Consider the following 25,377-nt stretch of genomic DNA (forward strand, 5'->3'; position numbering starts at 1 on the left):
GAGCATGGATTCATTCGCTCAATACCACTGTTGGGCGCAGGATTTCTGCGCCCTAAAATTCGCTCGTGCGAATAGAACAACTCAATTTTTTAATTCATTGATGGCAAGTATTGCCGACTAGGGTAAACCGTTATGACTACATCTCGCGTTCATATCACACCTCACATGCACTGGGATCGTGAATGGTATTTCACGACCGAAGAGTCACGCATTTTGTTGGTGAACAACATGGAAGAAATCATGACTCGTCTGGAAAACGATCCGGACTACAAATATTACGTGCTTGACGGTCAGACCGCTGTACTTGAAGACTACTTCGCGATTAAACCGGAACACAAACAACGTGTAAAATCCTTGGTTGAAGCGGGAAAACTCATTGTTGGGCCTTGGTATTCACAAACCGACACCATGCAAGTGTCTGGTGAGTCGATTGTGCGCAATATGTTGTATGGATTGCGAGATTGTCTGGCATTGGGTGAACCGATGAAAATTGGCTATCTGCCGGACTCGTTCTCAATGAGTTCTCAGCTGCCGGCCATCTATAACGGCTTTGGCATTCAGCGTGCGATGTTCTGGCGCGGTTGTTCTGAGCGCCATGGCACAGATAAAACGGAATTTGTGTGGCAGTCAAACGATGGCAGTGAAGTGACAGCGCAAGTACTGCCGCTCGGGTATGCGATTGGTAAATACCTGCCACAAGATGAAGCAGGCCTGCGTGCTCGCTTGGACAAATATTTCCCTGTGCTGGAAAAACCGTCGGTAACCAAAGATATTTTGCTGCCGAATGGCCATGACCAGATGCCGATTCAAAAAGACATTTTTGAAGTGATGGCAACATTGCGTGAAATCTACCCAGACAAAACATTCCAAATGAGCCGTTTCGAAGAAGTGTTTGAACGCATTGAAGCTGAACGCGAACAACTGGACACCGTGAAAGGTGAGTTTAACGATGGCAAATACATGCGTGTGCACCGCACGATTTCTTCGACTCGCATGGACATCAAGCTGATCCATGCCCAAGTAGAAAACAAGATCGTCAATATTCTTGAACCGTTGGCGTCGATTGCCTGGACTCTGGGCTTTGAGTATCACCACGGTTTGATTGAGAAGATGTGGAAAGAGAGCATGAAGAACCATGCGCACGATTCAATCGGCTGCTGCTGCTCAGACAAAGTGCATGCGGAGATTCTCAATCGTTATATTCTCGCTGACGATATGGCGACCAATCTGATTAATTTCTATAAGCGTAAGATTGTTGACCACATGCCTGCTCGCGAAGGTTGCGATAAATTGGCGCTGTTTAACTTGTCTCCTTATGCTCGCGATGAAGTGATCAATACCACCATTACCATTCGCGCAGAAGATTTCAATCTGTTCGATGAACACGGCACGCCCATTGAATACTTCATTCAGGATCAACGCGTCATTGACCCGGGGAAAATTGACCGCCAGATCGTGCATTACGGAAATTATGATCCGTTCATTGAATATGACATTCAAATCAAACACGCAGTCCCTGCGATGGGCTTTACCACTTTGCATATTCAAGCGCATGAAAAAGGTGTGAAAAAAGTCGCAGAGCAAAAAGACGTTCTGCTGGAAAACGAATATTACCGCATCCATGTGAACAACAACGGCACGTTGAATATCTTCGATAAAGAGACCAAGCATACCTACGCGCAAGTGCTGCGTATTGAAGATGGCTCCGATGATGGTGATGAGTACGATTATTCTCCATCTCGTCACGAATGGCTGTTGTATTCAGATGAATTTAAAGCTGACGTGACTGTAAAACATGAAGGCTTCCAATCTGTTGCAAGCATCATGCTGCGAATGAATGTACCGCAGGATTTGATCGAACGAGAAGCGCGTAGCGGTCAAAACGGTTTCGTGGATGTTGATTGCCAGGTGGTTCTCAAACAGGGTTCGCGCCGCATTGAAGTACGGATGGTGCTGGATAACCAAGCCGATGACCATCGCGTTCGTGTGCTGGTTCCTACGCCGTTTGTGTCTGAAACAGTTGTGGCTGACAACCAATTTGGTTTGATCTCGCGTCCTACCAATGATCCGGAAATGGCCAACTGGGAAGCCGATGGTTGGAAAGAAGCGCCAGTTCCGGTTTACCAACTGATGAACTTTGCTGCACTGGAAGATGCTCAAGGTGGAATGGCAATTATGAGCAATGGTCTACGTGAATTTGAAGTGATTTCCGCTCAAGGTAACGAACAGCGCGATACGTTTGCGCTCACGTTATTGCGTGGGGTCGGTGTGCTGGGCAAAGAGAATTTGTTGCTGCGCCCGGGCCGTCCTTCAGGGATCAAAATTCCAACGCCGGACTCGCAAGTCAGAGGCAAGCTGGTGTGTGAATTTACGCTGTTTGGTTTTGCGGGTAACCACATTGACGCCAATGTGATGGCGGCTGCCCGTGATAATGTGACGCCGATTCAGTGTTACAACAAAATTCCTTACAACGCGATGAAACTCAATGTTGGTGAGCAGAATTTGCCATTGACCCATAGCTTGCTTCGCAAAGATCAACGCGGTGCGGTATTGAGTGTGCTGAAAAAAGCAGAAGACGAAAATGCCTTAATTTTGAGGGTTTATAACCCATCGGAATCGGCCGTGGTTGAAGATGCCGTGCAGATTCATGGTGGAGTGACCTCTTGGCAAGCAGTGAGTTTGGATGAAAAAGCCATCTCGAACGATGTAGATGCTGAGTCGTTTGGTGTGCTCAAACCTTGTCAGGTGAAATCTTTCCGTTTCACGTTGTAACTTTCTGCAATGCCCGCTCTTCGGAGCGGGTAAGGATCCTTTCATGAAAATCGTTATCGCGCCTGATTCTTTCAAAGAGTCCTTGCCTGCACTGGCGGTGTGTCAGTGCATTCAACATGGATTCTCTGCCGTCTTTCCGAATGCTGACTATCATCTGATGCCTTTAGCCGATGGAGGAGAAGGAACGGTCGATGTGCTGTTGCAAGCGCTCAATGGCGAGAAAATCGTCTCTCGGGTTGAGGGGCCGCTCGGCGACATCATCGCTGCCGAATGGGCGCTTTTGGAGAATGGGCGTACAGCTCTCATTGAAATTGCTCAGGCATCCGGGCTCGATAAAGTGCCTATGCAGCAGCGTAATCCATTGATCGCCTCAACCTACGGTACAGGGCAAATCATTCAGCAAGCACTGGATCTCGGTGTGCAAAAAATCCTCATAGGATTAGGCGGCAGTGCGACCAATGATGCTGGCGCTGGGATCATTCAAGCGCTTGGCGGGGTGCTGCGCAAAGCCAACGGAGAAGTCATCGGCCGAGGCGGGCGGGCGCTTGCTGATGTTGCCGAAATAGACCTGACCGCACTCGATGGTCGCTGCGCTCACGTTGACATGGTGATCGCTTGTGATGTGGCGAACCCTTTGACTGGCCCTACAGGAGCCAGCCATATCTTTGGTCCGCAGAAAGGTGCAACGCCAGAGGATGTCGCACAACTGGATGAGGCGTTGACTCACTTTGCTGATGTTGCCGCGAAAAAGTGTGGCACTCATTGCGGCAACATGCCGGGCTTTGGAGCCGCTGGCGGCACACCTCTTGGGCTGTCACTGCTGTTTCCGATGGCGATGAAACCGGGCATTGAGATGGTGTTAGATGCCCTTGATGCAGAGCGCGTTCTGAAAAACGCTGATCTGGTGATTACGGGCGAGGGGCAGATGGATAACCAGACGCTGCAAGGCAAAACCCCGTTTGGTATTGCGCAAAGGGCGAAAAATTTAGGCATTCCGGTGATTGGTATTGCGGGTTCGTTGGGGGCTGAGACGGATGCTCTGAATCTCCATTTTACCGGGGTGTTTGACTCAGTTCGCGCACCGCAATCATTGGAGCAAGTGCTCTCTGAAGCGAGTGAGAACCTACAGCGTATTGCGCGTAATGTCGCGGCGATGCTGAAACTGGGTGCTCACCTGACAGGAGGCCATCGAGATGACACTGTTTAAGCTGGATAATGTCATTCAGAACTATGCTTGGGGGAGCAAAAGTGCGTTGACGAAGATGTTTGGTATCGCCAATCCACAGCAGCAACCTCAGGCCGAAATCTGGATGGGGGCGCACCCCAATGGTTGTGCCAAGGTGCATGGTACGGGCGAGTCGTTGGCGGATCTTCTGGCGAAGAATAACAAACGCTATCTGGGAGCGTACACGGCAGCAAGATTTGCCGAACTGCCTTTTTTGCTCAAAGTGTTATCCGCTGAGGCACCGTTGTCGATTCAGGTTCACCCCAATAAGCGCAATGCGGAAATCGGATTCGAACGCGAAAATCAACAAGGGATTGCGCTGACTTCGCCACAGCGAAACTACAAGGATGCGAATCACAAACCAGAGTTAGTTTACGCGCTCACTTTTTTTCGTGCGATGAATGGTTTTCGTCCGATTCCGGACATCATCGAATTATTTGGTCAGATGAATATTCATGCGTTAGAACAAGATTTGGCGCGGCTTGAGAGCCAGCCAACCAACGCGGGATTAAACGTCTTTTTTACGACGTTAATGACAATGAATGATGAGAGAAAAGCGGAAATATTACAGCAACTTAAACAGTCTATGTTGCGTCCGGCTAAAACGTCGCAACTGCGTGAAGCTTTGCAGTATATCGCAGAGTTTGAGCAGTTGTTTCCCCATGATATCGGCCTGCTTGCGCCGCTGTTTCTCAATACGGTAGAGCTGGCCCCGGGGGAAGCGATGTTCCTGCATGCAGAAACACCCCATGCGTATGTACGAGGAACGGCGTTGGAAATTATGGCTAATTCCGACAACGTACTCCGAGCCGGGTTGACGCCTAAACATATCGACGTTGCAGAGTTGATTCGGAACACCAGCTTTAACCCGATGCATCCACAAGCGATCAAACTGGCTCCGGTTCACAAAGATGGCAAACAAAGCTATCCGGTGCCGGTGGATGATTTTGCCTTCGATATTTTAACGGTGACCGATGAAATCCGAGAGCAGTACATCCGGAGCGCAGAGATCCTATTCTGCATTGACGGACAAGTGAGTGTGACGTGCGAAGAGCAAGAGATTGTGTTGTCGGCGGGTGAGTCGGCATTTATCAGCAATGATGCGTTACGTTTCAGCTATGTTGGCCAGGGAACGCTTGCTCGGGCATACAACTAATCGGTTTTTGTGGCTCAAATACGCACCTAACCTTCGTTAGCCAAGCCCATCTTCGGATGGGCTTTTTTCGGTGTATGAGGTGTGGTCAATCGTAGCGTTAGTCCACAATCACTGCGGTGCCGCTGACCGACACCATCAACATGCCGTTGGTTTTGCCAAACGTTTCGTAATCGAGGTCAATGCCGACCACAGCATTGGCACCCAATTCTGCCGCCCGCGCTTCTAGTTCCTGCAGCGCGATGGTGCGCGCTTTTTGCAGTTCGTGTTCGTAAGTGGCGGAGCGCCCACCCACGATGTCGCGAATGCCTGCAAACATGTCTTTGAAGATATTGGCGCCCATGATGGCTTCGCCCGCAATCACGCCACAATAGCGTACGATGCGTTTGCCTTCGACGTGAGGCGTCGTTGTGATGATCATAATTCTTTCTCGTGTGAATCAGTGAATGCCTGTTAGAAGTGTAACTCAGGCCAGAGTTCCGTGTGTGGGAGAAAAGTGAATAAAAAAAGCCTTCGCAAGATGCGAAGGCTTGTGTGGAGCATTTGGGGGTGGGGAGATTAACGCAGCTCTGCTGGAACGTCAGCGATGTAGATGGCCGGTACGCCTTCGAAATCACTGGTGAACAGCACGCCGGTATCGCCCGGTGTAAATGATGGGTGTGGGTGGGTGATTTGGCGGTCACCATCAAGCACATCCCATGAGGTATTGTGTTTCGCGAGTTTCGCGTAAGACTTGGTTTTGGTGTTCATGATGTACAAGAACGGGTCGTTTTCGATGTCGTAGCTTTCTGCATCTGCAACGTCGACAGGGGCATCACAACCGTCACCGACCATCAAGGTGCCATCGAAGTTACTCATCAGGTGAGAACAAGGTGGCATCACCATCACTTCTTCGTTTTCCAACGTTTCTGGGTTGGCTTTGTAGATCACGCGCTCAGTTTGGCCTTTGAAGTAAGACACATACGCCATCGCGCTGCCATCTGGAATCCAGAATTCGTGCGTGCACGATTCACCCGGCGCGTGTTCTTTGATCATGCGGACGTTCGTGCCGTCTTCGTTCACCAGCCACATACGCGCGTCAACCAAGTCGTGTGGGCCTTCGTGGCAGAAGCCAACCGTTGAGTCATCGAATGGGCGGTAAATAGGGTGGCCCAGCCAAGCGTTTTCTTGGTGGATTACTTCCAGTTCGCCCGTTTGAATGTCGACTTTAATCAGGCGGCAAGTTGGGTTGGTGTGGTAGAACTCGGCAAATTTTTCCCATGAGGTCAGCGGTTGCCAATCACGTTTCAGGATTTCGATACCAACCAGTTTGGTGCATGCAGAGTTTGCCACCCATGTGCCGTAACCTTTCCATTCCTCGTCAACGGTGTAGATGACTTGCTCTTCCAGCGTTTCTAGGTCCACTTTCATCAGGTTCAGTTCGTTTTTCACGTAGAAGAAAGAACGGTCATCGTCTGAAATGAAACCACCGAAGGTGTTGTCGCCTTTGCCTTCTGTCAGCTGTGTTGCTTGTTGCGTGTTCAGATCGGCCAAGTAGTAGTTACGGTTCCCATCGAAGTCACCTGCAAACAGCAGCTTGCTGCCATCTGTGGTAAAGCATTTTTGATAGAAGTAGTTACGGTGACAAATCACGTCGGTTGGGGTTAGACGAGTCACTTTCACTTGGGTGTCGCTGTCGATGAACGATTCGAACGTCAGCTGAATTACATCACCTTTAGCCATAAACATAGCCTCCGAAATAGCACTGCCAACCGGTGAGGATTGGCAGTGAAAACTTAATGAAATCAGTTAGAAGAAATTACGCATTTGTTGTTTGCGTTGTCTAGGCCTGCACTGCGTTTCAGCGCGTAGCCTACGATGGCAATCACCGCCGCACAGCCCAAGAACAACAGGCGTCCCCACATTGGGTTCGGGATGAGAATCATCAGTGACAAACCTGCTGCCATGTACATCACCAACGTACCCAGTTTGTTGCGTTGCATACGGTCAACGATGTCTTGACCTTCTTCAGCCACACACTCGGTGTCGATGTCTTTAAAGAAATCTTGTGTTGATGCGATGTATGGGTCTTTCTCTTCTTTGTAGAACAGTGTGGTCAGACAGAAGAAACCAGCGGTCAGGAACAGGTGAGCGGCGATGGTGATCATCGTGCGCATTTCACCAATTTCACGGCGAGTTAGTTCTTCTAGGCCGAACCAGCTACCCACGTATTCTGGGGTGAAGATTTTCACAACCGACCAAGATACAGCCATACCGAATACAACCGTTGCCCATGGTGCCCATTTTGGCGTTTTACGAATCAGCATACCCAGGAATAGCGGTACTAGAATTGGCGATTGCAGTAGGGTCGCAACTTGCATCATCAGGTCAAACAAGCTCAGGTGTTTCAGTGAGTTGAAGAACTGTGCCATGAAGATAACCAGCAGGCCGTTGATCAAACATGCGATTTGGCCAGCACGTAGCTGCTCTTTATCAGTCGCTTGACCTTTACGCATGATCGGTGCGTAGAAGCTGCGAACAAAGATGCCTGAGTTACGGTTCAGTGCAGAGTCCATTGACGACATGGTTGCTGCGAACAGACCCGCCATCAGAAGACCAACAGTACCCAACGGCATGGTTTCACGAGCAAACACAAGGTAAACCGCATCGCCAGCTTTCGCGCCCAGTGATGAGTATTGTGTTGCTGCATCTGGGTAAAGAATCGCAGAAGCCCATGGTGGAATGAACCAAATCACCGCGCCCACGACCATCATGCCCAAAGCAAGTAGTGCGGCTTTGCTAGCGTTTTTCGAGTCTTTTGCGTTAAGGAAACGGTAAGATTCCTGCATGTTGTTGATACTTTGTAGCTGTTTCACCACAAAGAAGATGAACGTACATACAAGTAGCAACGGATAGTTCATATCCGGGCCCATCATGAAGCCGCCAGGGAAGTTCTCAACGATCTCGCCTGGGCCGCCCACAACAACCAATGCAACCAATGCACACGCCACGGAAATCACGGCAACAACCAGTGTCTGAATAAAGTCAGACGCCACAACGCCCCATGCACCACTCAATAGCGAGATGGCCAGAACCGCAAGACCGGTAATCCAAATGGTGGTGACGATGTCGGCATTAAATACAGCAGACGCGAACACGCCCAGACCGTTAAGCCATACACCAGCGTTGATCACGCTCAGAGGAATGATCACCCAAGTAAAGAACTGTTCGTTCACGCCGCCAAAACGACGTTTTACCGCTTCAGTTGGTGTGTCGACGCGCATTTGACGGAAACGGCGAGCAAAATAGAAGTATGCAAACACATACGCCACCATGTTACCAACAAACACCGCGAGAACCGCGAAGCCGTCGCTGAACGCTTTACCGGCGGCACCGGTGAATGTCCAAGCTGAAAATTGAGTCATAAATGCAGTGGCACCTACCATCCACCAGAGCATTTTACCGCCCCCACGGAAGTAGTCACTGGTACTGTTGCTCGCCATTTTTTTAAATATCAAGCTGATTGCCACCATCAGGGCAAAGTAGCCTGCAATGACTAGATAATCGTATTGCATGTAAACCTCGAAACGCTGTTTTAATTTTCGTGGATTATATGGAAAGAAGTTGAAATGGTATGTGATAAAAATCGAAACAATGGTTCATTTTTTATATTTTTCTCAAATTAGTGATCTGAGTCATACACAAATGGCGCGACGCGTTTGGGGTGTAAGAATTGTCTGAGCCTTGTGCCCCAAGGTTTACCAGCATTTAACATCCAAGAAAAGTAATCCGTCAGCGGTGATCACAAGCGTGAAAAAATTAGCGAACATTGTACGTTTTGAGCGGGTGGCGTGACGCTTGTTTACGTCTGTGGTGCGGCGCAGCATACGCGATGTGGCGAAAAGTTGTGTGTGGCAATGGTTAAAAATGAGGCGCCCAACGGCGCCTTGAGTCAATTCATTCGTTTTTTCTCAGCGGTGAGATAAGCGGTCAGCCAGCGCTGGCTGATCATGCGGTATAAATAGAGCGCGCCGCGCAACCACCAATCGGCAAACATGCCAAGCCAAATGCCGTAAATGCCAAAACCAAAATGAATCCCGAGTAGATATCCCAGCACAATGCGGCATCCCCACATGCTCATGATCGCGGTCCACATGCTGTATTTGACATCTTTGGCGCCTTTGAAGGCTGCCGGTAAGACAAACGATGCAGCCCAAATCGGCATCATTAGGGCGTTGAGGTAAATCAGGTTCACCACCACATCAATCACCGCCGCATCGTCGCTATAAATGGCGCCGATGTTGTGGGCAAAAGGCACAAATGCGATGCCGAGCACGGTCAATGCGCCAGTGGCGAGCAGCAGAATCAGGTGCATTTCTAATCGCGCCACGCGGGTTTGCCCTTGCCCCAAGCGTTTTCCTATCAACACGGTGGCAGCCATGGCGAGTGCGTTACCGGGAATGTTGACAAACAGCAGCACGGAGAAGGTGATGACGTTACCCGCCATCACAATGGTGCCCATGCCTGCGACCATGATTTGGGTGATGAGTTTGCCGATATTAAACATCAGTGATTCGACACTGGCGGGCACCCCAATCACCAAAATTTCGCGCAGTATCAGGCGATTGAATGGTTTAAGGAACGCATTGGCAGGTACACGCAATGAACCGTTGTGGGTGAGCACAAACAGAATCATGCCTGCGCCAATCCAGCGCGCCGCCGTGATGCCAATCCCAGCGCCGATCATACCCAGCCCTTGCCACTGCACTGCGTCGATACCGTAAATTAACGGATAGCTGATCGCGATATTGAAAATGTTCATCAGAATGTTGGTGGTGGCAGGCGAGCGAGAGTTGCCCACGGCGCGCAAAATACCACTGCCAGAGAGCGTGATGGCCAGCGCCGGATAGCTGAGCGCGATAATTTTAAGGTATTGCGCCGCCAAGTCGATCACCTCGGGCTCTGCGCCGTATGCCACAACGGTCAGCACCGATTCGGAGAACAGGAACATCGCGGCGCAGCAGAGCAGGCTCACCAACACACCCAGGTTCATCACTTGGCTGGCCCCAAACAGCGCTTTGGGGCGATCGCGGCGGCCAAAGGCTTGGGCGATCAGAACGGAGCCGCCGAGTGCAATGGCGGTGAGCAGGGACAAAATAATATAGGTCACGCTGTCGGTGATCCCAACCGCGGCTGTGGCGTCTTTGCCAATCCGGCTAACCAGAATGGTGCTGACGATGCCCATCAGCACCACGCACACCAGTTCGATCAGAATGGGCCAAGTAAACGGAAGAATGCTGCGCTGAATAAGCACCCGGTGGCGATAGCGCAATTGCCAACGGCGCCGAAGATACGGCGGTTCGGAGTCAGGCTGGGCAGCCTGCTCCGGTACAGAAGAACATGAGTCAGACAAAGTTCACTTCCATTATTTCAAGAGACGTACCGGTCAGGCCTCTGCGGTCTGATTGTAAATCACGTCGTAGTCGTACACCGTTTTGATCGTGTCACCGATTAAGCGTTCACCATGCAGGTAGCCACCGGTGGAGATCATGACGGGAATGTCGGTGTACACGCCTTGATGCGCGGCTTCGAGGGCCAGCAAGGCATAAGGCAGTGGATCATCGAGTCGAGCATAACGATGGTGCGGTCCGGGTAAGAAGAAGCCGGCATGATAGTGCTGGCTGAGCAGATTTTCTGCGACGCCGTCGGCTAAATGCAACAGTGGTTCCTCTTGGGTGGCTGCGTGTAATTCGAGCAGCGCCATCAGCAGATACGCCGAAGCCAGCGACGTACGCTCACTCACCTGACTTGGGCGCAGTGTGCGTGGGTCGAGTTCACCCAAACCAAAACGTTGCCACATGCGTGCGGTTAAGTCGCGCAGTTGCGCGTCTTCACTTTGCAAGCTGGCGCGGATCAGCGTGAGCAGATAGGCCGGATCGGTTGGTTGGCGAGTTAATGTGGTGCCTTTGTCGCCGTAATACCCATCGCGCACAAAGGTATAGCCCGTCAGGTCTTCACCGCTATTCCACATGGGGATGATTTCGTTGCGCGCTTCATCCCACGCATGGGCGAAGTAAGCGGTGATGCCGTCTATTGCCCATTGGCGCATTTGCGGTTCATTGAGCAGTTTGGCGCATTCGAGGATCGCCAGTGGGTTATCGACCACCACCGGCCAGCTATCGCGAAATAGCACGTTCGCTTCACGCGCGATGTCACCAAATTCGGGGCCGAATTGGCGTTTTGCACGATCCCCAAACCATGAGTAGGTGAGGGTATCGTCGTCTGGAATCGGTTCTCTTTGCCGCGGTGACGAGAACTGATACACCGGCATGCCCGTTTCGGGATGGCGCGCCAACACAAATTGCTGATAGAGGTGTTTGGCCCACACTTTGGCGTGCGCGTCCCCGGTGTAGTGATAATAGTGGCTCGCGGCGTAGATCAAATCAGTGGACGCGTTGACGAACGTCAGCCCAATGGTTTCGGGTAGCGCGGGCCAGCGCGTGGGGTCGACCACAGGTTTGGGCTGATGACGTGCAAACAGATCGGCGGCGTACGGCTGGCCGTATTCACCGTGGCGACTGAGGTCGAGCTTATCCCAATCCGACACATGCGCCGCCCAAAACCCTTTCAGGAAGGTTTCGGTTGTGGCGGGGCTGATCTCATGCAAGAAGGCATAAAACGGGAAATGGTGTTTGAGTTCATGCACGCACTCCTTGCTGGCTGGCCCTTCAATGTTGCCATTTTCCCAGTGTACAAAGCGGTGACCGCCCCAATGGAACAGGCCGCTGGCGTCATCGACATAATGCTCCAGAAAATAACGCGTCACCTTGCTGGCGTGTTCGCGATACTGGTCATCGCCGGTCAGCGTGCTGAGCGCAACGAGGCCACGCAGGAAGTTTTGTTGGCTGGCGAAGTTGCTCATCGGCACGCGCGTGCTATCGGGATACGTCCACGCGACCGGTTTCAACGTTTGGGTGTCGATGCCGTCTGCGAGCAAAGGAGAGGTTGGCGATTGAGCCAATGCACCGAGGCGCTGATAGTATTCGGTTAATAAAGGCAGGTAGGATTTGCGTGTGTACGCCATGACATCACCCCATATTGAAAATAAAAAGGCCCAACATTGGAGATCGGGCAAATAAACAAGGTTAAGCGCCGGGCTTAGCGTTGATTACTTCGTGAAAACAATTCAGCACCCCTTGCGGGGTGCTGGTGGTTGGGTTGTTAGTTCATACGGTTCAGTACACGGTTACCACGACGCAGGAAGTTTTTCGCTGCATCTTCAACCGAGGCACGGCCGTAGTCGAGGCGTTGCATCTCTTCACTAAATAGTTCCATCAACTGTGCGTTGTCGGTGTATGTGGTTGGCATGATCTTCTGTGGAAGCTCTTTTGCCTGCTCATAACCCAGGAACGACAAGCTGTTTGGATCGATGTGACCGCTCTCTTGCAGCGTAGACAGACCCGCGTGGCTCATTGGAATACCACGGGTCAGCCCCAGCGCTTCAATACCCACAGGATCGTTGAGCAGGAAGTTCACCAGTTTGGCCGCTGCATCTGGGTTTTTGGTGTTACGACCGATAGATAACATCATGGATGGGCGTGCCAACAGGCCTGCTTCCACGGCGTTTTCACTCATTGGGTAAGGACCTAACTCCAGTGACATTGGGGGTTGTAGGTTGTCGGCGTATTTCTCAACGGCGGTATCCCACATGTAAAGACCACCGAAACGACCGTCGATCCAAGGGCGCATTTCGTACAAGTTCCCTTTCCCGTAAGAGGCGAACTCTTTGGTTGATGGGAACACGTGGCTGTTGACTTGATCCACATACAGCTGGAAGAACTCCGTCATCTCTTTTTCGTTGAACGCCAGCAGGTTGGTGTCGTGATCGATAATGTCTCGGCCATGTTTTTGGATGTACAGCGAACGGTTCATCGCAAACACGTCACGGGCTTCAATCACCAGTGGGTAATAACCATTGCCCAAGTTCTGTTTGAAGGCTTGGCCTGCTTTCATCAGATCATCCCAAGTTTTTGGATAATCCACGCCTGCTTTCGCCCAAATGTCCTTGTTGTAGTAGAACACGCGTGACGTCATGCTCACCGGCAAACCGTTGATCTTGCTGTTGACGGTGGTCATGTTGATCGCTTGTTGCGGGAACTCGCTGAGCTGCAACGCATCTTTCTTCTGGGTCATGTCATAGAAGCCGCCGCCATCGCGAGAGAAGATAGGCAACCAGTTCCAGTTGGTCTGCATGACGTCTGGCTCAGTGTTCCCTGCGATTTGCGTGGTTAGGCGCGACAAGTGACCATCCCAACCGGTGTATTCCCCTTTCACGACGATGTCTGGGTATTTCTCATGGAATTTTTCCAGCGCTTGTAGGGTTGCTTGGTGGCGGGCGTTGCCACCCCACCAAGACATACGCAGTTCCGTTTGTGCGTAGGCACTGGCAGCCATACCACCTAGCGCAAGCGCAGTCAGCGTTGATAGCAGCGTTCGTTTCATGTTCATAGGGTTTAGCCTCCAAGCTAATTTATTTTTTTAGGGAGATGTTCTTTTCAGTTTCTTTATCGAAAATGTGTGCTTTGTTCATGTCCACCATGAAGCTCACACCGCGTTTCAATTCCATGTTGAGTTTCGCTTTCACATCGTCGATTGGCACACGCGCCGTGAACTCTTCTTTACCCACGCGGAAGTAAACAAACACTTCGTGGCCCATGTTTTCCATACGAATCACGTCACCGATGAGCGATTGCATGCCTTCTGGCACTTCGTCAGTCAGGTTCAGTGTGATGTTGTCTGGGCGAATGCCCAGCACGGTTTTGTTGTAACCGTGGGCTTTGATGTTCGCTGCTTTCTCTGCCGAGATGGTGAGGCGCTGGCCTTCGATCTGCACCGCCAATTCGCCGTCGATGTCTTCGAGTGTGACATCGCGTAGGTTCATTTCTGGTGCGCCGATGAAGCCGGCCACGAACATGTTGACCGGGTTGTTGTACAGCTCATCAGGGGTGTCAACTTGCATGATTTCACCCAGCTTCATGACACAGATGCGATCACCCATGGTCATGGCTTCGGTTTGGTCATGCGTGACGTAAACCGCCGTAGCGGGACGATTTTCCGCTTTCAGGTGCTTGTGCAGATCCGAAATGCGCACGCGCATGGAGGCACGAAGCTTAGCGTCGAGGTTCGAAAGCGGTTCGTCGAATAGGAATACATCCGGTTTTTTCACGATGGCGCGGCCCACGGCCACACGCTGTGCCTGACCACCAGACAACTGGCGAGGCAGACGCTCAAGCAGCTCTTCGATCTCTAGGATCTTGGCGGCTTCGTTCACACGTTGTTCAATTTCTTCTTTAGGCAGCTTTTGCAGCTTCAGACCAAACCCTAAGTTTTCACGCACGGTCATGTGCGGGTACAGGGCGTAGTTCTGGAACACCATCGCGATACCGCGATCTTTCGGTGGCAGGTTGTTCACCACTTTGTTGCCGATGGTGACTTCGCCACCGGTGATGTTTTCCAGACCAGCGAGCATGCGCAGTGTGGTCGATTTCGCACAGCCCGATGGGCCAACGATCACCAGGAATTCACCTTCGTTGATGGTCAGGTCGATGCCGTGTACGGCTTTGAATCCGTTGGAATAGACTTTTTCTAATTTGTTGAATTTCACTTCAGCCATTGTTTTAACTCCAAAACTTGTTTAATTCCAAAATCAGCCTTTAATGCCGCTGCTGGTCACGCCTTCAACGAAGTATTTTTGAGACATAAAGAAGACGATGATTGATGGGATGATGGCGATCGATGCCATGGCCAGAATCTCGTTCCATCGTGCGCCTTCAGTGACGTCGATAGACATTTTCAGAGCCAGTGCAATCGGGTACTTCTCTACGCTCGATACGTAGATCAGTGGGCCAAGGAAGTCGTTCACTGACCACATGAACTGGAACAGTGCAACTGAAATGATGGCCGGACGAATCACCGGAACCACGACGTACCACAACACTTGGAACGAGTTGCAGCCGTCAATCATTGCCGCTTCTTCCATGTCTGTTGGTACGCCACGTAGGAACTGCACCAACATGAAGACGAAGAAACCTTGCGTTGCAAATGCCAGTGGCAGGTACAGCGGTAAGTAGCTGTCTAGCAGACCCATCTCACGGAACATCAGGTACTGAGGAATCAGTAGGACTGACTGAGGTAACAAAATGGTGGCGATCAAAGTCGCGAACCAGAACTTTTTCCACGGAATATCAAAGCGGGCAAAAGCGTAGGCCACGATGGTTGAAGACACCACGGTAAAGAACACTTTTGGCAATACATACAAGAAGGTATTCATGATGTAGTGGCCGAAGGTGTATTCCGTACCGGTTTTCCAACCGTTGATAAAACCTTCCATGCTCCATTCGCTTGGAATGAGGCTCATGGAAGAGAAGATCTCGTGGTTGGGTTTCATTGCCGCAGAGAACATCCACAACAATGGGTAAAGCATCATAATGCCGACGCTGATCAGCACGACGTAACGGATCGTGGCGTTGATCTTCTCGCGGCGCAGTGTACGTTCGTTTTCAACGTTACTGGCGTTAACTTCATTCGCCCCGTTTTGGGCAGTGATGGTTGTAGACATGATTATTTGCCTCCCTTGTCACCGGAGTAGAACACCCAGTATTTTGAAGAACGGAACGTGATGGCGGTGAAAATCGCAACAACGATGAACAACGACCAAGCCAGCGCACTGCCGTAACCCATGTCGAAGAACTTAAACGCGGTTTCGTAGATGTAGAGTGAAATCAGGTACGTTGACTTCATTGGGCCACCACCGGTGACGACATACGGCGCGGTAAACTCTTGGAATGCCTGCGTGGTTTGCATGATGAAGTTGAAGAAAATCACTGGCGTAATCAGTGGCACGGTCACTTTCATGAACATCTGCCATTTGCTCGCACCGTCGATCATCGCGGCTTCATACTGAGATTGCGGTACGTTTTGCAACGCAGCCAAGAAGATCACCATCGCTGAACCGAACTGCCATGCACGCAATAACGTGATAGAGAACAGTGCGAATGCAGGTTCACCCAACCAGTTCACTGGATCAAAACCAATAAAGCCCAGCATGCCGTTCAAGACACCATCGATGGCAAACAAAGCGCGCCATAGAACAGCGATCGCGATACTGCTGCCGAGAATGGAAGGGATGTAGTAAGCGGTGCGGAAAAAGCCGATGCCTTTGAGCTTGAAGTTCAAAATAAAGGCAATAAATAACGCAAACGCCAGTTTGACTGGAATGGTCAAGAAAACGTACGCAAACGTCACGCTCATTGATTTCCAGAATAAATCATCCTCTGTGAGCATGTATCGATAGTTCTCAATGCCGACAAATTCAGGTGCGGTCATTAAGTCGTAATCGGTAAAGCTCATCAGAAATGACGAAACGAAAGGAAAGGCAGTAAACACAATCAACCCGATAATGTAGGGAGAGAGGTATGCCAATCCTAGCTTACGATTTTCATACATTTTCTTGTCCTCGTTAGTTTTATTCACCGAAAAGTAGAAAGCATCGCTCCGAAATCACTCCTCGGTTTCGGTTTTTATTTAACGCCGATAAAATTTTATTTGCCACATGACGTTTTGATAAATGTGATCGGATATTATTATTTTTAAATAAATTAAAATAAAAATGTGAAACAACGTTTTGTTTTGGTGCTGTCATCCTTTTAGATGTGATGTTTGTCGCGTTGTTTGATGGAGATGTGAGAGTTACTTATTTTTATCTATAACTTTTTGTTTTTTATAAGATTAACTTTCGGTCTAAATGGGAGGGATGGGTGTCGGTTTTGATTAAGCGAGTTGAGTGCACTATTGATAAATTTGTTTTTTGATTTAAATCAATATAATTATCATTTTTAAGATTTTGCCGATTTTATTTGTCAGGCTATTCTTACGTTTATTGTGATTCTAAAATTAAATAGATATTTATTTGAACTTAAAAATAAAACGTTATTTCAACTTTGATCACACATATTTGACTCTTTGGCCTTTGCGCAGTTTCATCGATCACACTTTGTCTATTTCTCACTTTTACAATGGAACAGGATTTATAAAATGAAACTCTAAATCCAACAAAACAAAACGGTGTTTCAAATTATGAAAGCTAAAATCCTTACCACTGCCGTCCTTCTTGCACTTACTTCTGCGGCAGCAAGTGCAGCCACCATTAACATTCGTCATGAGTTCTCGCCAGAGCACGGCGATCGCGCTAAGGCCCAACATCGCGACCGTATCGCAGTGAGCCATCGCTTTGACAACGGCATTGGCTTTGAAGTGGAAGCGAAATGGCGCTCCAACCAAAAAGCCAGTGATGAAAATGAGAAAGCATTTGATGAATTCGCAGGTAACGGCCAACAAGCAAACGTGAGCTACCGTTACCGCCTGTCTGACTCATTCACACTGACCCCGCAGTACAAATGGGAATCGAACGACAGCAAAATGGGTAACCAGTTCAACCTGACACTGGGCTACAAAATCAACAGCGACTGGAGCGCGTCATTCCGTCACCGTTACCACTACGAAACCAAACCAAACGTCGATGAAAGCTCACACTACAACCGCTGGACATTCGGCGCGGGCTACACCGGCTTTGATCTGTGGTCACTGGGTGCATCACTGGATTACACCTGGAAACAATCGTCAGACATCGTCTACAAAGATGACAGCCATGGCATCAGTGAAGTGAACTTCACAGCGGAATACCGCGGCCTTGAAAGTGGTTGGCGTCCATTCGGTGAGTTCGGTATGACGCCGTCTCGCAAAGATGATGCCGATGTTGATTCTTACCGCCCACGTTTCCGTGTCGGCATGAAGTACAACTTCTAACACATCGAATTAATCAAAACCTGTCCATAACTCCTCTGGCTCTAAGTGTTCACTCTGAGCCAGCTTTTTTTCTGCTAAAGGTGCTCTGATGAAAAAAACACCCATTGCATTATGCATCGCTTCTGCGCTGGCGCTGTCTGCCTGTTCGACGACTTCTGTTTCACCGGTTTCAAACCTCGATGGTAGCCAGGCAGTTTGGCAAGCGATCACATTTGGTCAGTCGACCGATTTGAACTTCGGTTCGACGATCTTGCCGGAAAAAGTGGGCTTGAACCACGTGGTGGCCAATGGCCAAGAGGTTCAGCCGGGGCCGGTTGCGTCTCAGTTCACCATTGAAAGCCGTGGCGGCAAAATTGCGAACTCGCATGAAGGCGGCACGTTCTATTACACCGAATTACCGACCGATGTGAACTTCACCTTGTCTGCGAACGTGACCATCGACCAACTGGGCCCTGAAACCGGATCAACGCCGAACCGCCAAGAAGGTGCAGGCCTGATGGTGCGCGATATTCTGGGTGAAGCGCGTTTGGATCCACAGCCGCAAGGTTTGGAAGAGTTTCCGGCGGCATCCAACATGGTGATGAACCTCGTGCGTGCGAACAAGAAAGAGCACAACGGGTTAGCCAACATCAATGCGTCTTACCGCGAAGGGATTTACCAACCGTGGGGTACTGCAGGCAACCGCATGACCCACAACGAATTTATCAAAGGCGTGCAGTTTGGCCCGGGTAAAACCTACCACATGACGCTCACGCGAACCGATGACGGCTATGTGGTGAGTTACGATGACGGCACCGTGAAGCAAACTCAGGAAGTGCGCGGCGCGAATGCCAACATCGTGCAGATGCAAGACGGCAAGCACCAATACGTGGGCTTCTTTGCTTCACGCAACGCCAAAATGACAGTCACCGACGTGGCACTGACTTTGTCAAATGCCAACACTGTGGATGCGCCGCGTTACCAAGCGCGCTTGGACAACCCAGTGTTGCAACAAGCTTCGGCGGATCAATCGGCGATCGACAACTACACCGTACAAGCGCGTGCCAACTACAGTGGCACCTTCAGCGTCACGCAAAATGGCCAGCTCTTGGCGGACAAACAAGCGGTATCAGCGGGTGAAATGTTTGGTTTCCCGACCACGCTGACGCAAGCTTCAACCCAATTCAATGTCACGTTTACCCCAATCGAAGGCCCGGATCTTCAGCCGCTCAGTTACCAGCAGAGCGTCGAGAAAGTCGCGGTGAACAACCCGATGGAAATTCGCGTGAATCCAAACGGCACGGATGGCCGCATGACGCTCGATGCTGCGGTGAAACTGCTGCCTCCGGGTGGCACGATTGTGCTGGAAGATGGTGATTACGCCGGTCTGACGCTGCCAGTCTCGGCCAGCGGCACACCAGAGGCGATGAAAACGCTGAAAACTGCGGGCGATCAGGTGCGTTTCGTGGGTGATTACCTTCACCAAGCCAACTACTGGAATGTGTCGAACATTGAAGTGTTTGGGGCGCGCACCATCGTGCATGGCAGCCACAACCACTTCTCCCACATGGTGACACATGGCGCGCCAGACACCGGCTTCCAAATCTCGTCGCCAGAGAAAATCGGCCGTGCGCTGTGGGCAAGCCACAACACAGTGACTGACAGTGAAAGCTTCAACAACATGGATAAGTCACAAATCAACGCCGATGGCTTTGCGGCCAAGATGCGTATTGGTGACGGCAACACCTTCATTCGCTGTGCGTCGCACCACAACATCGACGACGGCTGGGATCTGTTTAACAAAGTGGAAGACGGCGCGAACGGCGTGGTGACCATTTTGGATTCTGTGGCGTACATGAACGGTCAAACCATGGATGTCGAAGCGAAAGGCGGCACTCGCGGAAACGGCTTCAAACTGGGTGGCGAAGGTCTGCCGGTGGCGCACATCGTGAAGAACAGCTTGGCTTACCACAACAACATGGACGGGTTTACCGACAACTTTAACCCAGGCGCGTTGACGTTGGAAAACAACGTGGCGATCGACAACGTACGCTTTAACTACCTGTTCCGTAAGAGCCCTTACGAAAAAGCAGGCAAGCAAGGCACGTTTACGAACAACCAGTCTTACCGCTTCCATGTGACCAGCCAATACAGCGATGTGGTCAACGGTGACACCCTGAAAAACAACCGCTTTATTCGCGATGGCATCACGGTGGATGACCAAGGCAAGGCTGTGGATCTCTCACCGCTAGCAGAGCTGAAAGCGGCTGCGCTGCTAACGGAGACTGAATCGCATCCGGGTCATCAGCAAGTGGAACAGATTCGAAATATCTTAAACATGGACTAATCGTCCTTTTGGAGTGGCTTTCTGTCGGGAGCCACTCTTTTTTTTCGCTTGATTTTTCTTTTGGGTCTTCTGCTCGACGCGTGTTGAGCGGTGAGACACGTATCGCCGTACGTGACGGCGACAGGGACGACTATGAACGCCTTTTTTACGCACCGCAGTGTCGGATTCCAGCTCAAACTGATCATCATGCTCTGCTTGCTGATCGCCTTTAGCGCGATTGCAACACTGGTGTATCGCACCGCCTCTGACATCTTGCTCGACACCCGCTACGACGAGCAACGCTCCAAACTCGAAGCCGTCGCACAAACCATCGGCGGCCAATTCAATGCCTATGTCAACACCACGCATGTGCTCAGTTCAACGTTTGAAAACGGCTATCTGGCTGGGTATGAGATCAGCAATGACGTGATGGCGTTTGCCGGACAACCGATTCGTAACATCCACCTCTACGGGTTACCGCTGGTCAACAATACCGACATCGTGGATATGTTCACGCGCGATACCGGTGCATTTGTCACCCTCTACAGCGCTTCCAACGATCATTGGCTGAGTATCGCCAGTTCGATGCTCGCCAGTGACAATCGCCGACTGATTTTACAACCGCTTGATGCCAAGCATGCGGCCTATGCTGCGCTGCGCCAAGGCAAAGATTTTGTCGAACTCACGCCGGACAACGGGCGTGATTACATCAACTATTACTCGCCATTAAAGGACTCGCAGGGCGATGTCGCGGGGGTATTGAGTGTGGCGCTGCCGGTGGATCAAGCCACGGTCAGCATTCTGACGTCGCTCAAAGCCATTCATTGGGGCACGAGCGGTGAAACTTGGGTGGTGAATGGCGCGCGCGATCGGTTTGGCGAGTTTTTATTGGGCAGCGTGGATGCCCGCGCAGCTTCTCGTTCCATCGTGGCCTATCGCGATGCAAGTGGCGCGATGCCCTTTGCCAATTTGCGTGATGCGCCCCAAGGCCGCGTCAACTTTACCGTCGACGGCGTTCAGCATTATCGACTCTACACCACGGTGCCGGGCTGGAACTGGCTTGTTTTGGGCGGCACTCAGGTGGATGAAATTACCCAAAGTAGTCAGCAGTTACTCACGTTGATCGCCTTGATTTCTTTGCTGGTGGGCGCGCTGACCTATGTGGTGATGAGCGGCGTGATTCATCGCGTGTTGAAACCGCTGGGCCCATTGCGCGTCACGATGGCGAAAATGGCGCAAGGCGAAGTGAGTCTTCATTTGGCGGCGCCCAGTGGCACGTCTCATAACGAAATGGTGTTACTCACTCAAGGGGCCGGGCAGATGGCCCAAGCGCTGAACCAATTGGTGGCGCAGATTCGTGAGACCAGCCAGCGCATCACCGCGCAATCGGTCAGTGTCGCGCGCGACGCGCACACCAATCTGACGCAATCGGAAAGCCAGCAACAGCAGATTGAACAAGTGGTGGCGGCCATTGAACAGATGGCGACCTCCGCCCGCGATTCTGCCCAGCAGATCGACGTGATCGCCGACAATGTTCAGCATGCCAACCGCGATACGCAGCAGGGGCTGGCGGTGGTCGCGACGGTGGGCACGCACGTTGACGAACTGTTGGCGCAATTGACGCGCTCGACCGAGGCGATTCGCCAAGTGGACGAGAACAGCGAGCGGATTCAACAGTTAACCCAAATGATTGATGACATTGCCGAGCAGACCAACTTGTTGGCGCTGAATGCGGCGATTGAAGCCGCGCGCGCCGGTGAGCAGGGGCGCGGCTTTGCGGTCGTGGCCGATGAAGTCCGCACGTTGGCGCATCGCACCCAAAGCTCGGTGCAAAACGTGGTCACCATCATTGATGAATTACGCCGCTCCACGGCGAGTGCTGTGACGCTCACCGAGCAGAGCCAGCGCAAAGTGAGCGAAGTGCAAACGCACTCGGCGCAGGCCGGAACCGCGCTACAGGCGATTGCGTCGCAAGTGGCGTCCATCGCCCAGCAATCGGAGGCCATTGCGGCTGCGGTGGAAGAGCAAGCGCAGGTGTCATCGCAGGTGGCTGACAACGCCAGCCAGATCAGCGAACTCAATGCATTGGGGCGCAGCAGCACGGAGCAAACCGCGCAAAGTGCCGAGCGTTTGCAGCAGGATGCCAGCGCGCTGGAAGCGCAAGTGGCCTATTTCCATTGATGGCTTTGCGCCGATGGAGGCACCTGCATCGTTTTTGATTTCTGTACCACCGCCCAGGTCGGTGTTGTTTGTGAATTTCAACGCCTGTTGGGCGTATCATTCAAATGAAAGGAAGAGAACCATGAATCGTATCAGTCGGTTAGCTATTGGGATTTCGTCGCTGATGTGTGGCAGCGCCAGTGCCGCTATCCCTTTGTATGACGTGGTGGTGGCGAAAGATGGCAGTGGCGACTTCACGTCGGTCCAACAAGCCATTGACGCGGCCCCGCAGAATAATCAGCAATACGTCATCTACATTCGCAAAGGCATTTACCCCGAGCGACTCAATATCACGCGGAACAACCTCTATTTGATCGGCGAAGATCGGGATCGCACCATCATCACCGCATCGTTTGCCAATGGCACGCTCGATGCCAATGGCGTGCGAACGGGCACCGCGGGCAGCCGCACGGTGTACGTCAATGCCCTCGATTTTAAAGCGCGCACGGTCACGATTGAAAATGGCTTTGATTTCAACGCGAACCAAGCCAAAGACGCCAACGACCCCACCAAGTTACGCGACACACAAGCCGTGGCGTTGATGGTGGCGCAAAAAGCAGATCGCGCCCAATTTAAAGATGTGAATCTGGTCGGCTATCAAGACACGCTCTATTTGCGCGGGGGACGCAGCGTGTTTGAAGAATCCGTGATTAGCGGTAACGTCGATTTTATTTTTGGCCACGGCACCGGGTTGTTTAAGTCCACCGAGCTGGTGGCGCGCAACCGCTTTGACGTTGCGCCGGGCACGCCGTATGGCTACATCACCGCGCCGTCCACCAACATTGAGCAACCCTTTGGCTTGGTATTTAAAGATTGCCGTTTGACCAAGGAAGAGGGCGTGCCAGCAGACAGCTACGGTTTAGGGCGTCCTTGGCACCCCACCACCACGTTTGCTGATGGCCGTTACGCGGATCCGAACGCCATTGGTCATGCGGCGTTTATTGATTGCGACATGGACGACCACATTTACGGCTGGGACAAGATGAGCGGTCGCGATATCGATCAACAAACCATCTGGTTCTATCCGCAAGATTCCCGTTTCTGGGAATATGAAAGCCGAGGCCCGGGCGCGGCGTTGGGTGAACAACGCCCACAACTGAAAACGGCGGCACTGAGTCAATACAGCGACGACAAAGTGCTCTCGGGCTGGCAAGCGGATCTGTCGCTGGGGCAAAACAGTGAGTTACACGGCGAAGTGCTACACAACCTGATGCGCTTCCCTGCACAGGTAACCGTGCGTGACAGCGCGGGCAAGCAGCGCCAAACACAAACCGATGCCAAAGGGCGATACCAACTGTCGATTGCGGGCATGACGGGACCGCTGCTGGTCAGTGCCGATGATCGCAGTGGGTCATCGTGCTTGCACAGCGACCAAGTGCGTTCGGTGTGTGCAACGGCGTTGGTGGTGGATTTGAATAACAATGCTGTCTCGACCGGTAACATCAACCCTTTCAGTGATTTACAAGTCTCCAATCTGGCGACGCGAGAAGGCATCGACGGCCCGCAGCATCTGCTGGAACTCGAACGCCTGCCCGCGTTCTCTCGTCAAATCTGGCTTGAGACCAACCAGCAATTTCGTCAGTTGAACGGCGGGCAAGACGCCCTGAATTCCCCCGTGTCGTATGCGCCTACCCTGCATCCACAGATGAAAGCGCTGGCGGACAACGTCGTGCACAACCGCGGCTACAACAGCCGTACGGGGCTGGCGAATCAAGTGGCGTTAACCGACGCTGCATTTCAGCCGATCATCAACCTCAATGCGGTGTCGCAGTATTTGGTGACCGCCGATCAGCTCGCCATGCAGCGTCAGCGCGTTCAAAACGCCGAAACGCGCCTGTTTATTGTTGGGGATTCCACCGCCTCGAATTACGAGCCGGATGTGTTTCCGCGCATGGGATGGGGCCAAGCGTTGGCGGAAAAATTGAGTGACATGCCAAATTTGGCGGTGGTGAATGCGGCGCGCTCTGGGCGCAGCTCGCGTGATTTCATCAACGGCCTGTGGTTAAGCCATCTTGAACCGATGGTGAAAGCGGGCGATTACCTGTTTATTCAGTTTGGTCACAACGATTCGAAGTGTAATCGCGCTGCCAGCGGTCGCGGTGAGGTCGATGTCCTCAATTTGTGTACTTATCCCAACGATACCAATGGTCAGGTGCAGTTTCCGCAAGGCGAAGAGGCTTTGTCGTTCCAACGCTCTTTAGAGCGCTACATTGAGTTTGCGCTGGAACACAACATGCAGCCGGTACTGCTCACTTCTGTGCCGCGTGTGCGTAACGACAGCAATCGTCCCGAGTTACCGCTGACGACGCAGCAGCATGTGACGCGCCAAAACAGCCAACATGGCTTTGAGTTTGTGGGCAGTTACTATCAAACCGTGCTTGATACCGCGCGCTTGCATCAGGTGCCTGTGCTCGATATTCAACAACGAATGATTGAAGCGACAAACCAACAAGGCGATTGGCGTCACCTGTGGTTGGCGGTCGACCCGAACGATTACCCGTATTACCAAGGGCGTACCGGCAGCCTCGATAAGCCCGATACCACGCACTTCCAGCAAGCGGGCGCGCAATTGGTCGCGGAGCTGGTATGGGATGAAATGCGCGCTCAAATCGCCTCGTTCACTGAGAACATCTAAATCGTTGTATCAGCTCAATCGCTGCACCAGTTAGATCGCAGCATCAAATAGTGTCGGGGCTTTGGCCCCGATTTTTTTACCCGTTCGACAGATAAAAAAAAAGCCCATACCGAAGTATGGGCAAACACCTATGCATTCTGACCGCAAACTGGCAGGCATGGATTTCTACCAGTTCGCGAGCAGTCTTGGGCTGCAGGAGTAAAATCAAGGTCGAGATGATGGTC

Annotated in this window: 16 protein-coding genes; 7 read left to right on the forward strand and 9 right to left on the reverse strand. The window is 51.6% G+C overall.

Going from position 1 to position 25,377, the window contains the following annotated elements; all coding sequences use genetic code 11:
* The first annotated feature begins 132 nt into the window (after positions 1-132).
* Genes mngB through manA form a run of 3 tightly spaced genes read left to right on the forward strand, consistent with a single transcriptional unit; the run spans position 133 to position 5,153 of the window.
* Complete coding sequence (mngB, locus tag ACS18Q_RS15930) at positions 133-2,772, forward strand: mannosylglycerate hydrolase (protein WP_441257978.1); 2,640 nt, start codon at positions 133-135, stop codon at positions 2,770-2,772.
* Between the two features lie 43 nt (positions 2,773-2,815).
* Positions 2,816-3,979 (forward strand): glycerate kinase, encoded by a 1,164-nt coding sequence (locus ACS18Q_RS15935; RefSeq protein WP_441257979.1) that lies wholly within the window; start codon positions 2,816-2,818, stop codon positions 3,977-3,979.
* A complete protein-coding gene (gene manA, locus ACS18Q_RS15940; protein ID WP_441257980.1) occupies positions 3,966-5,153 on the forward strand; it encodes a mannose-6-phosphate isomerase, class I in 1,188 nt (395 codons plus the stop codon). The genes ACS18Q_RS15935 and manA overlap by 14 nt, the downstream gene beginning before the upstream one ends.
* Positions 5,154-5,250: 97 nt before the next feature.
* Here the strand turns inward: manA and ACS18Q_RS15945 are convergent, their stop codons facing one another.
* From ACS18Q_RS15945 to ACS18Q_RS15985, 9 genes are all read right to left on the reverse strand, one after another.
* Positions 5,251-5,571, reverse strand: a complete 321-nt coding sequence (locus tag ACS18Q_RS15945; protein ID WP_004727621.1) for a heavy metal-binding domain-containing protein — start codon at positions 5,569-5,571, stop codon at positions 5,251-5,253.
* 137 nt (positions 5,572-5,708) lie between these two features.
* A complete protein-coding gene (locus tag ACS18Q_RS15950) occupies positions 5,709-6,872 on the reverse strand; it encodes an oligogalacturonate lyase family protein (protein ID WP_041943313.1) in 1,164 nt (387 codons plus the stop codon).
* A 62-nt stretch (positions 6,873-6,934) separates the two neighbouring features.
* Positions 6,935-8,704, reverse strand: coding sequence for a sodium:solute symporter family protein (locus ACS18Q_RS15955; protein WP_143679571.1), 1,770 nt, complete (start codon positions 8,702-8,704; stop codon positions 6,935-6,937).
* Positions 8,705-9,081: 377 nt separating this feature from the next.
* Positions 9,082-10,542, reverse strand: coding sequence for an EmmdR/YeeO family multidrug/toxin efflux MATE transporter (locus tag ACS18Q_RS15960; RefSeq protein WP_140209454.1), 1,461 nt, complete (start codon positions 10,540-10,542; stop codon positions 9,082-9,084).
* 33 nt (positions 10,543-10,575) lie between these two features.
* Complete coding sequence (locus tag ACS18Q_RS15965; RefSeq protein WP_441257981.1) at positions 10,576-12,213, reverse strand: pectate lyase; 1,638 nt, start codon at positions 12,211-12,213, stop codon at positions 10,576-10,578.
* A gap of 137 nt (positions 12,214-12,350) precedes the next feature.
* On the reverse strand, positions 12,351-13,637 hold the full coding sequence (locus tag ACS18Q_RS15970) for an ABC transporter substrate-binding protein (RefSeq protein WP_004727626.1): 1,287 nt from the start codon (positions 13,635-13,637) through the stop codon (positions 12,351-12,353).
* A 22-nt stretch (positions 13,638-13,659) separates the two neighbouring features.
* On the reverse strand, positions 13,660-14,802 hold the full coding sequence (locus tag ACS18Q_RS15975; RefSeq protein WP_014258025.1) for an ABC transporter ATP-binding protein: 1,143 nt from the start codon (positions 14,800-14,802) through the stop codon (positions 13,660-13,662).
* A gap of 33 nt (positions 14,803-14,835) precedes the next feature.
* A complete protein-coding gene (locus ACS18Q_RS15980; protein ID WP_143679565.1) occupies positions 14,836-15,747 on the reverse strand; it encodes a carbohydrate ABC transporter permease in 912 nt (303 codons plus the stop codon).
* A 2-nt stretch (positions 15,748-15,749) separates the two neighbouring features.
* The gene (locus ACS18Q_RS15985) at positions 15,750-16,634 is read right to left on the reverse strand and encodes a carbohydrate ABC transporter permease (protein ID WP_004727629.1); all 885 of its coding nucleotides are present in this window, start codon (positions 16,632-16,634) and stop codon (positions 15,750-15,752) included.
* A gap of 630 nt (positions 16,635-17,264) precedes the next feature.
* On the opposite strand from ACS18Q_RS15985, the gene ACS18Q_RS15990 reads away from it, so the two are divergent.
* The 4 genes from ACS18Q_RS15990 (at position 17,265) to ACS18Q_RS16005 (ending at position 25,153) form a co-directional block, all read left to right on the forward strand.
* Complete coding sequence (locus ACS18Q_RS15990; RefSeq protein WP_004727630.1) at positions 17,265-17,993, forward strand: oligogalacturonate-specific porin KdgM family protein; 729 nt, start codon at positions 17,265-17,267, stop codon at positions 17,991-17,993.
* An 88-nt stretch (positions 17,994-18,081) separates the two neighbouring features.
* The gene (locus ACS18Q_RS15995) at positions 18,082-20,319 is read left to right on the forward strand and encodes a right-handed parallel beta-helix repeat-containing protein (RefSeq protein WP_004727631.1); all 2,238 of its coding nucleotides are present in this window, start codon (positions 18,082-18,084) and stop codon (positions 20,317-20,319) included.
* A 132-nt stretch (positions 20,320-20,451) separates the two neighbouring features.
* A complete protein-coding gene (locus tag ACS18Q_RS16000; RefSeq protein ID WP_441257982.1) occupies positions 20,452-22,479 on the forward strand; it encodes a methyl-accepting chemotaxis protein in 2,028 nt (675 codons plus the stop codon).
* 121 nt (positions 22,480-22,600) lie between these two features.
* Positions 22,601-25,153 (forward strand): pectinesterase family protein, encoded by a 2,553-nt coding sequence (locus ACS18Q_RS16005; RefSeq protein ID WP_441257983.1) that lies wholly within the window; start codon positions 22,601-22,603, stop codon positions 25,151-25,153.
* Positions 25,154-25,377 lie beyond the last annotated feature (224 nt).

Origin of the sequence: Vibrio sp. Vf1514, from assembly GCF_052076135.1 — a bacterium.
Classification (GTDB): Bacteria; Pseudomonadota; Gammaproteobacteria; order Enterobacterales; family Vibrionaceae; genus Vibrio; species Vibrio furnissii.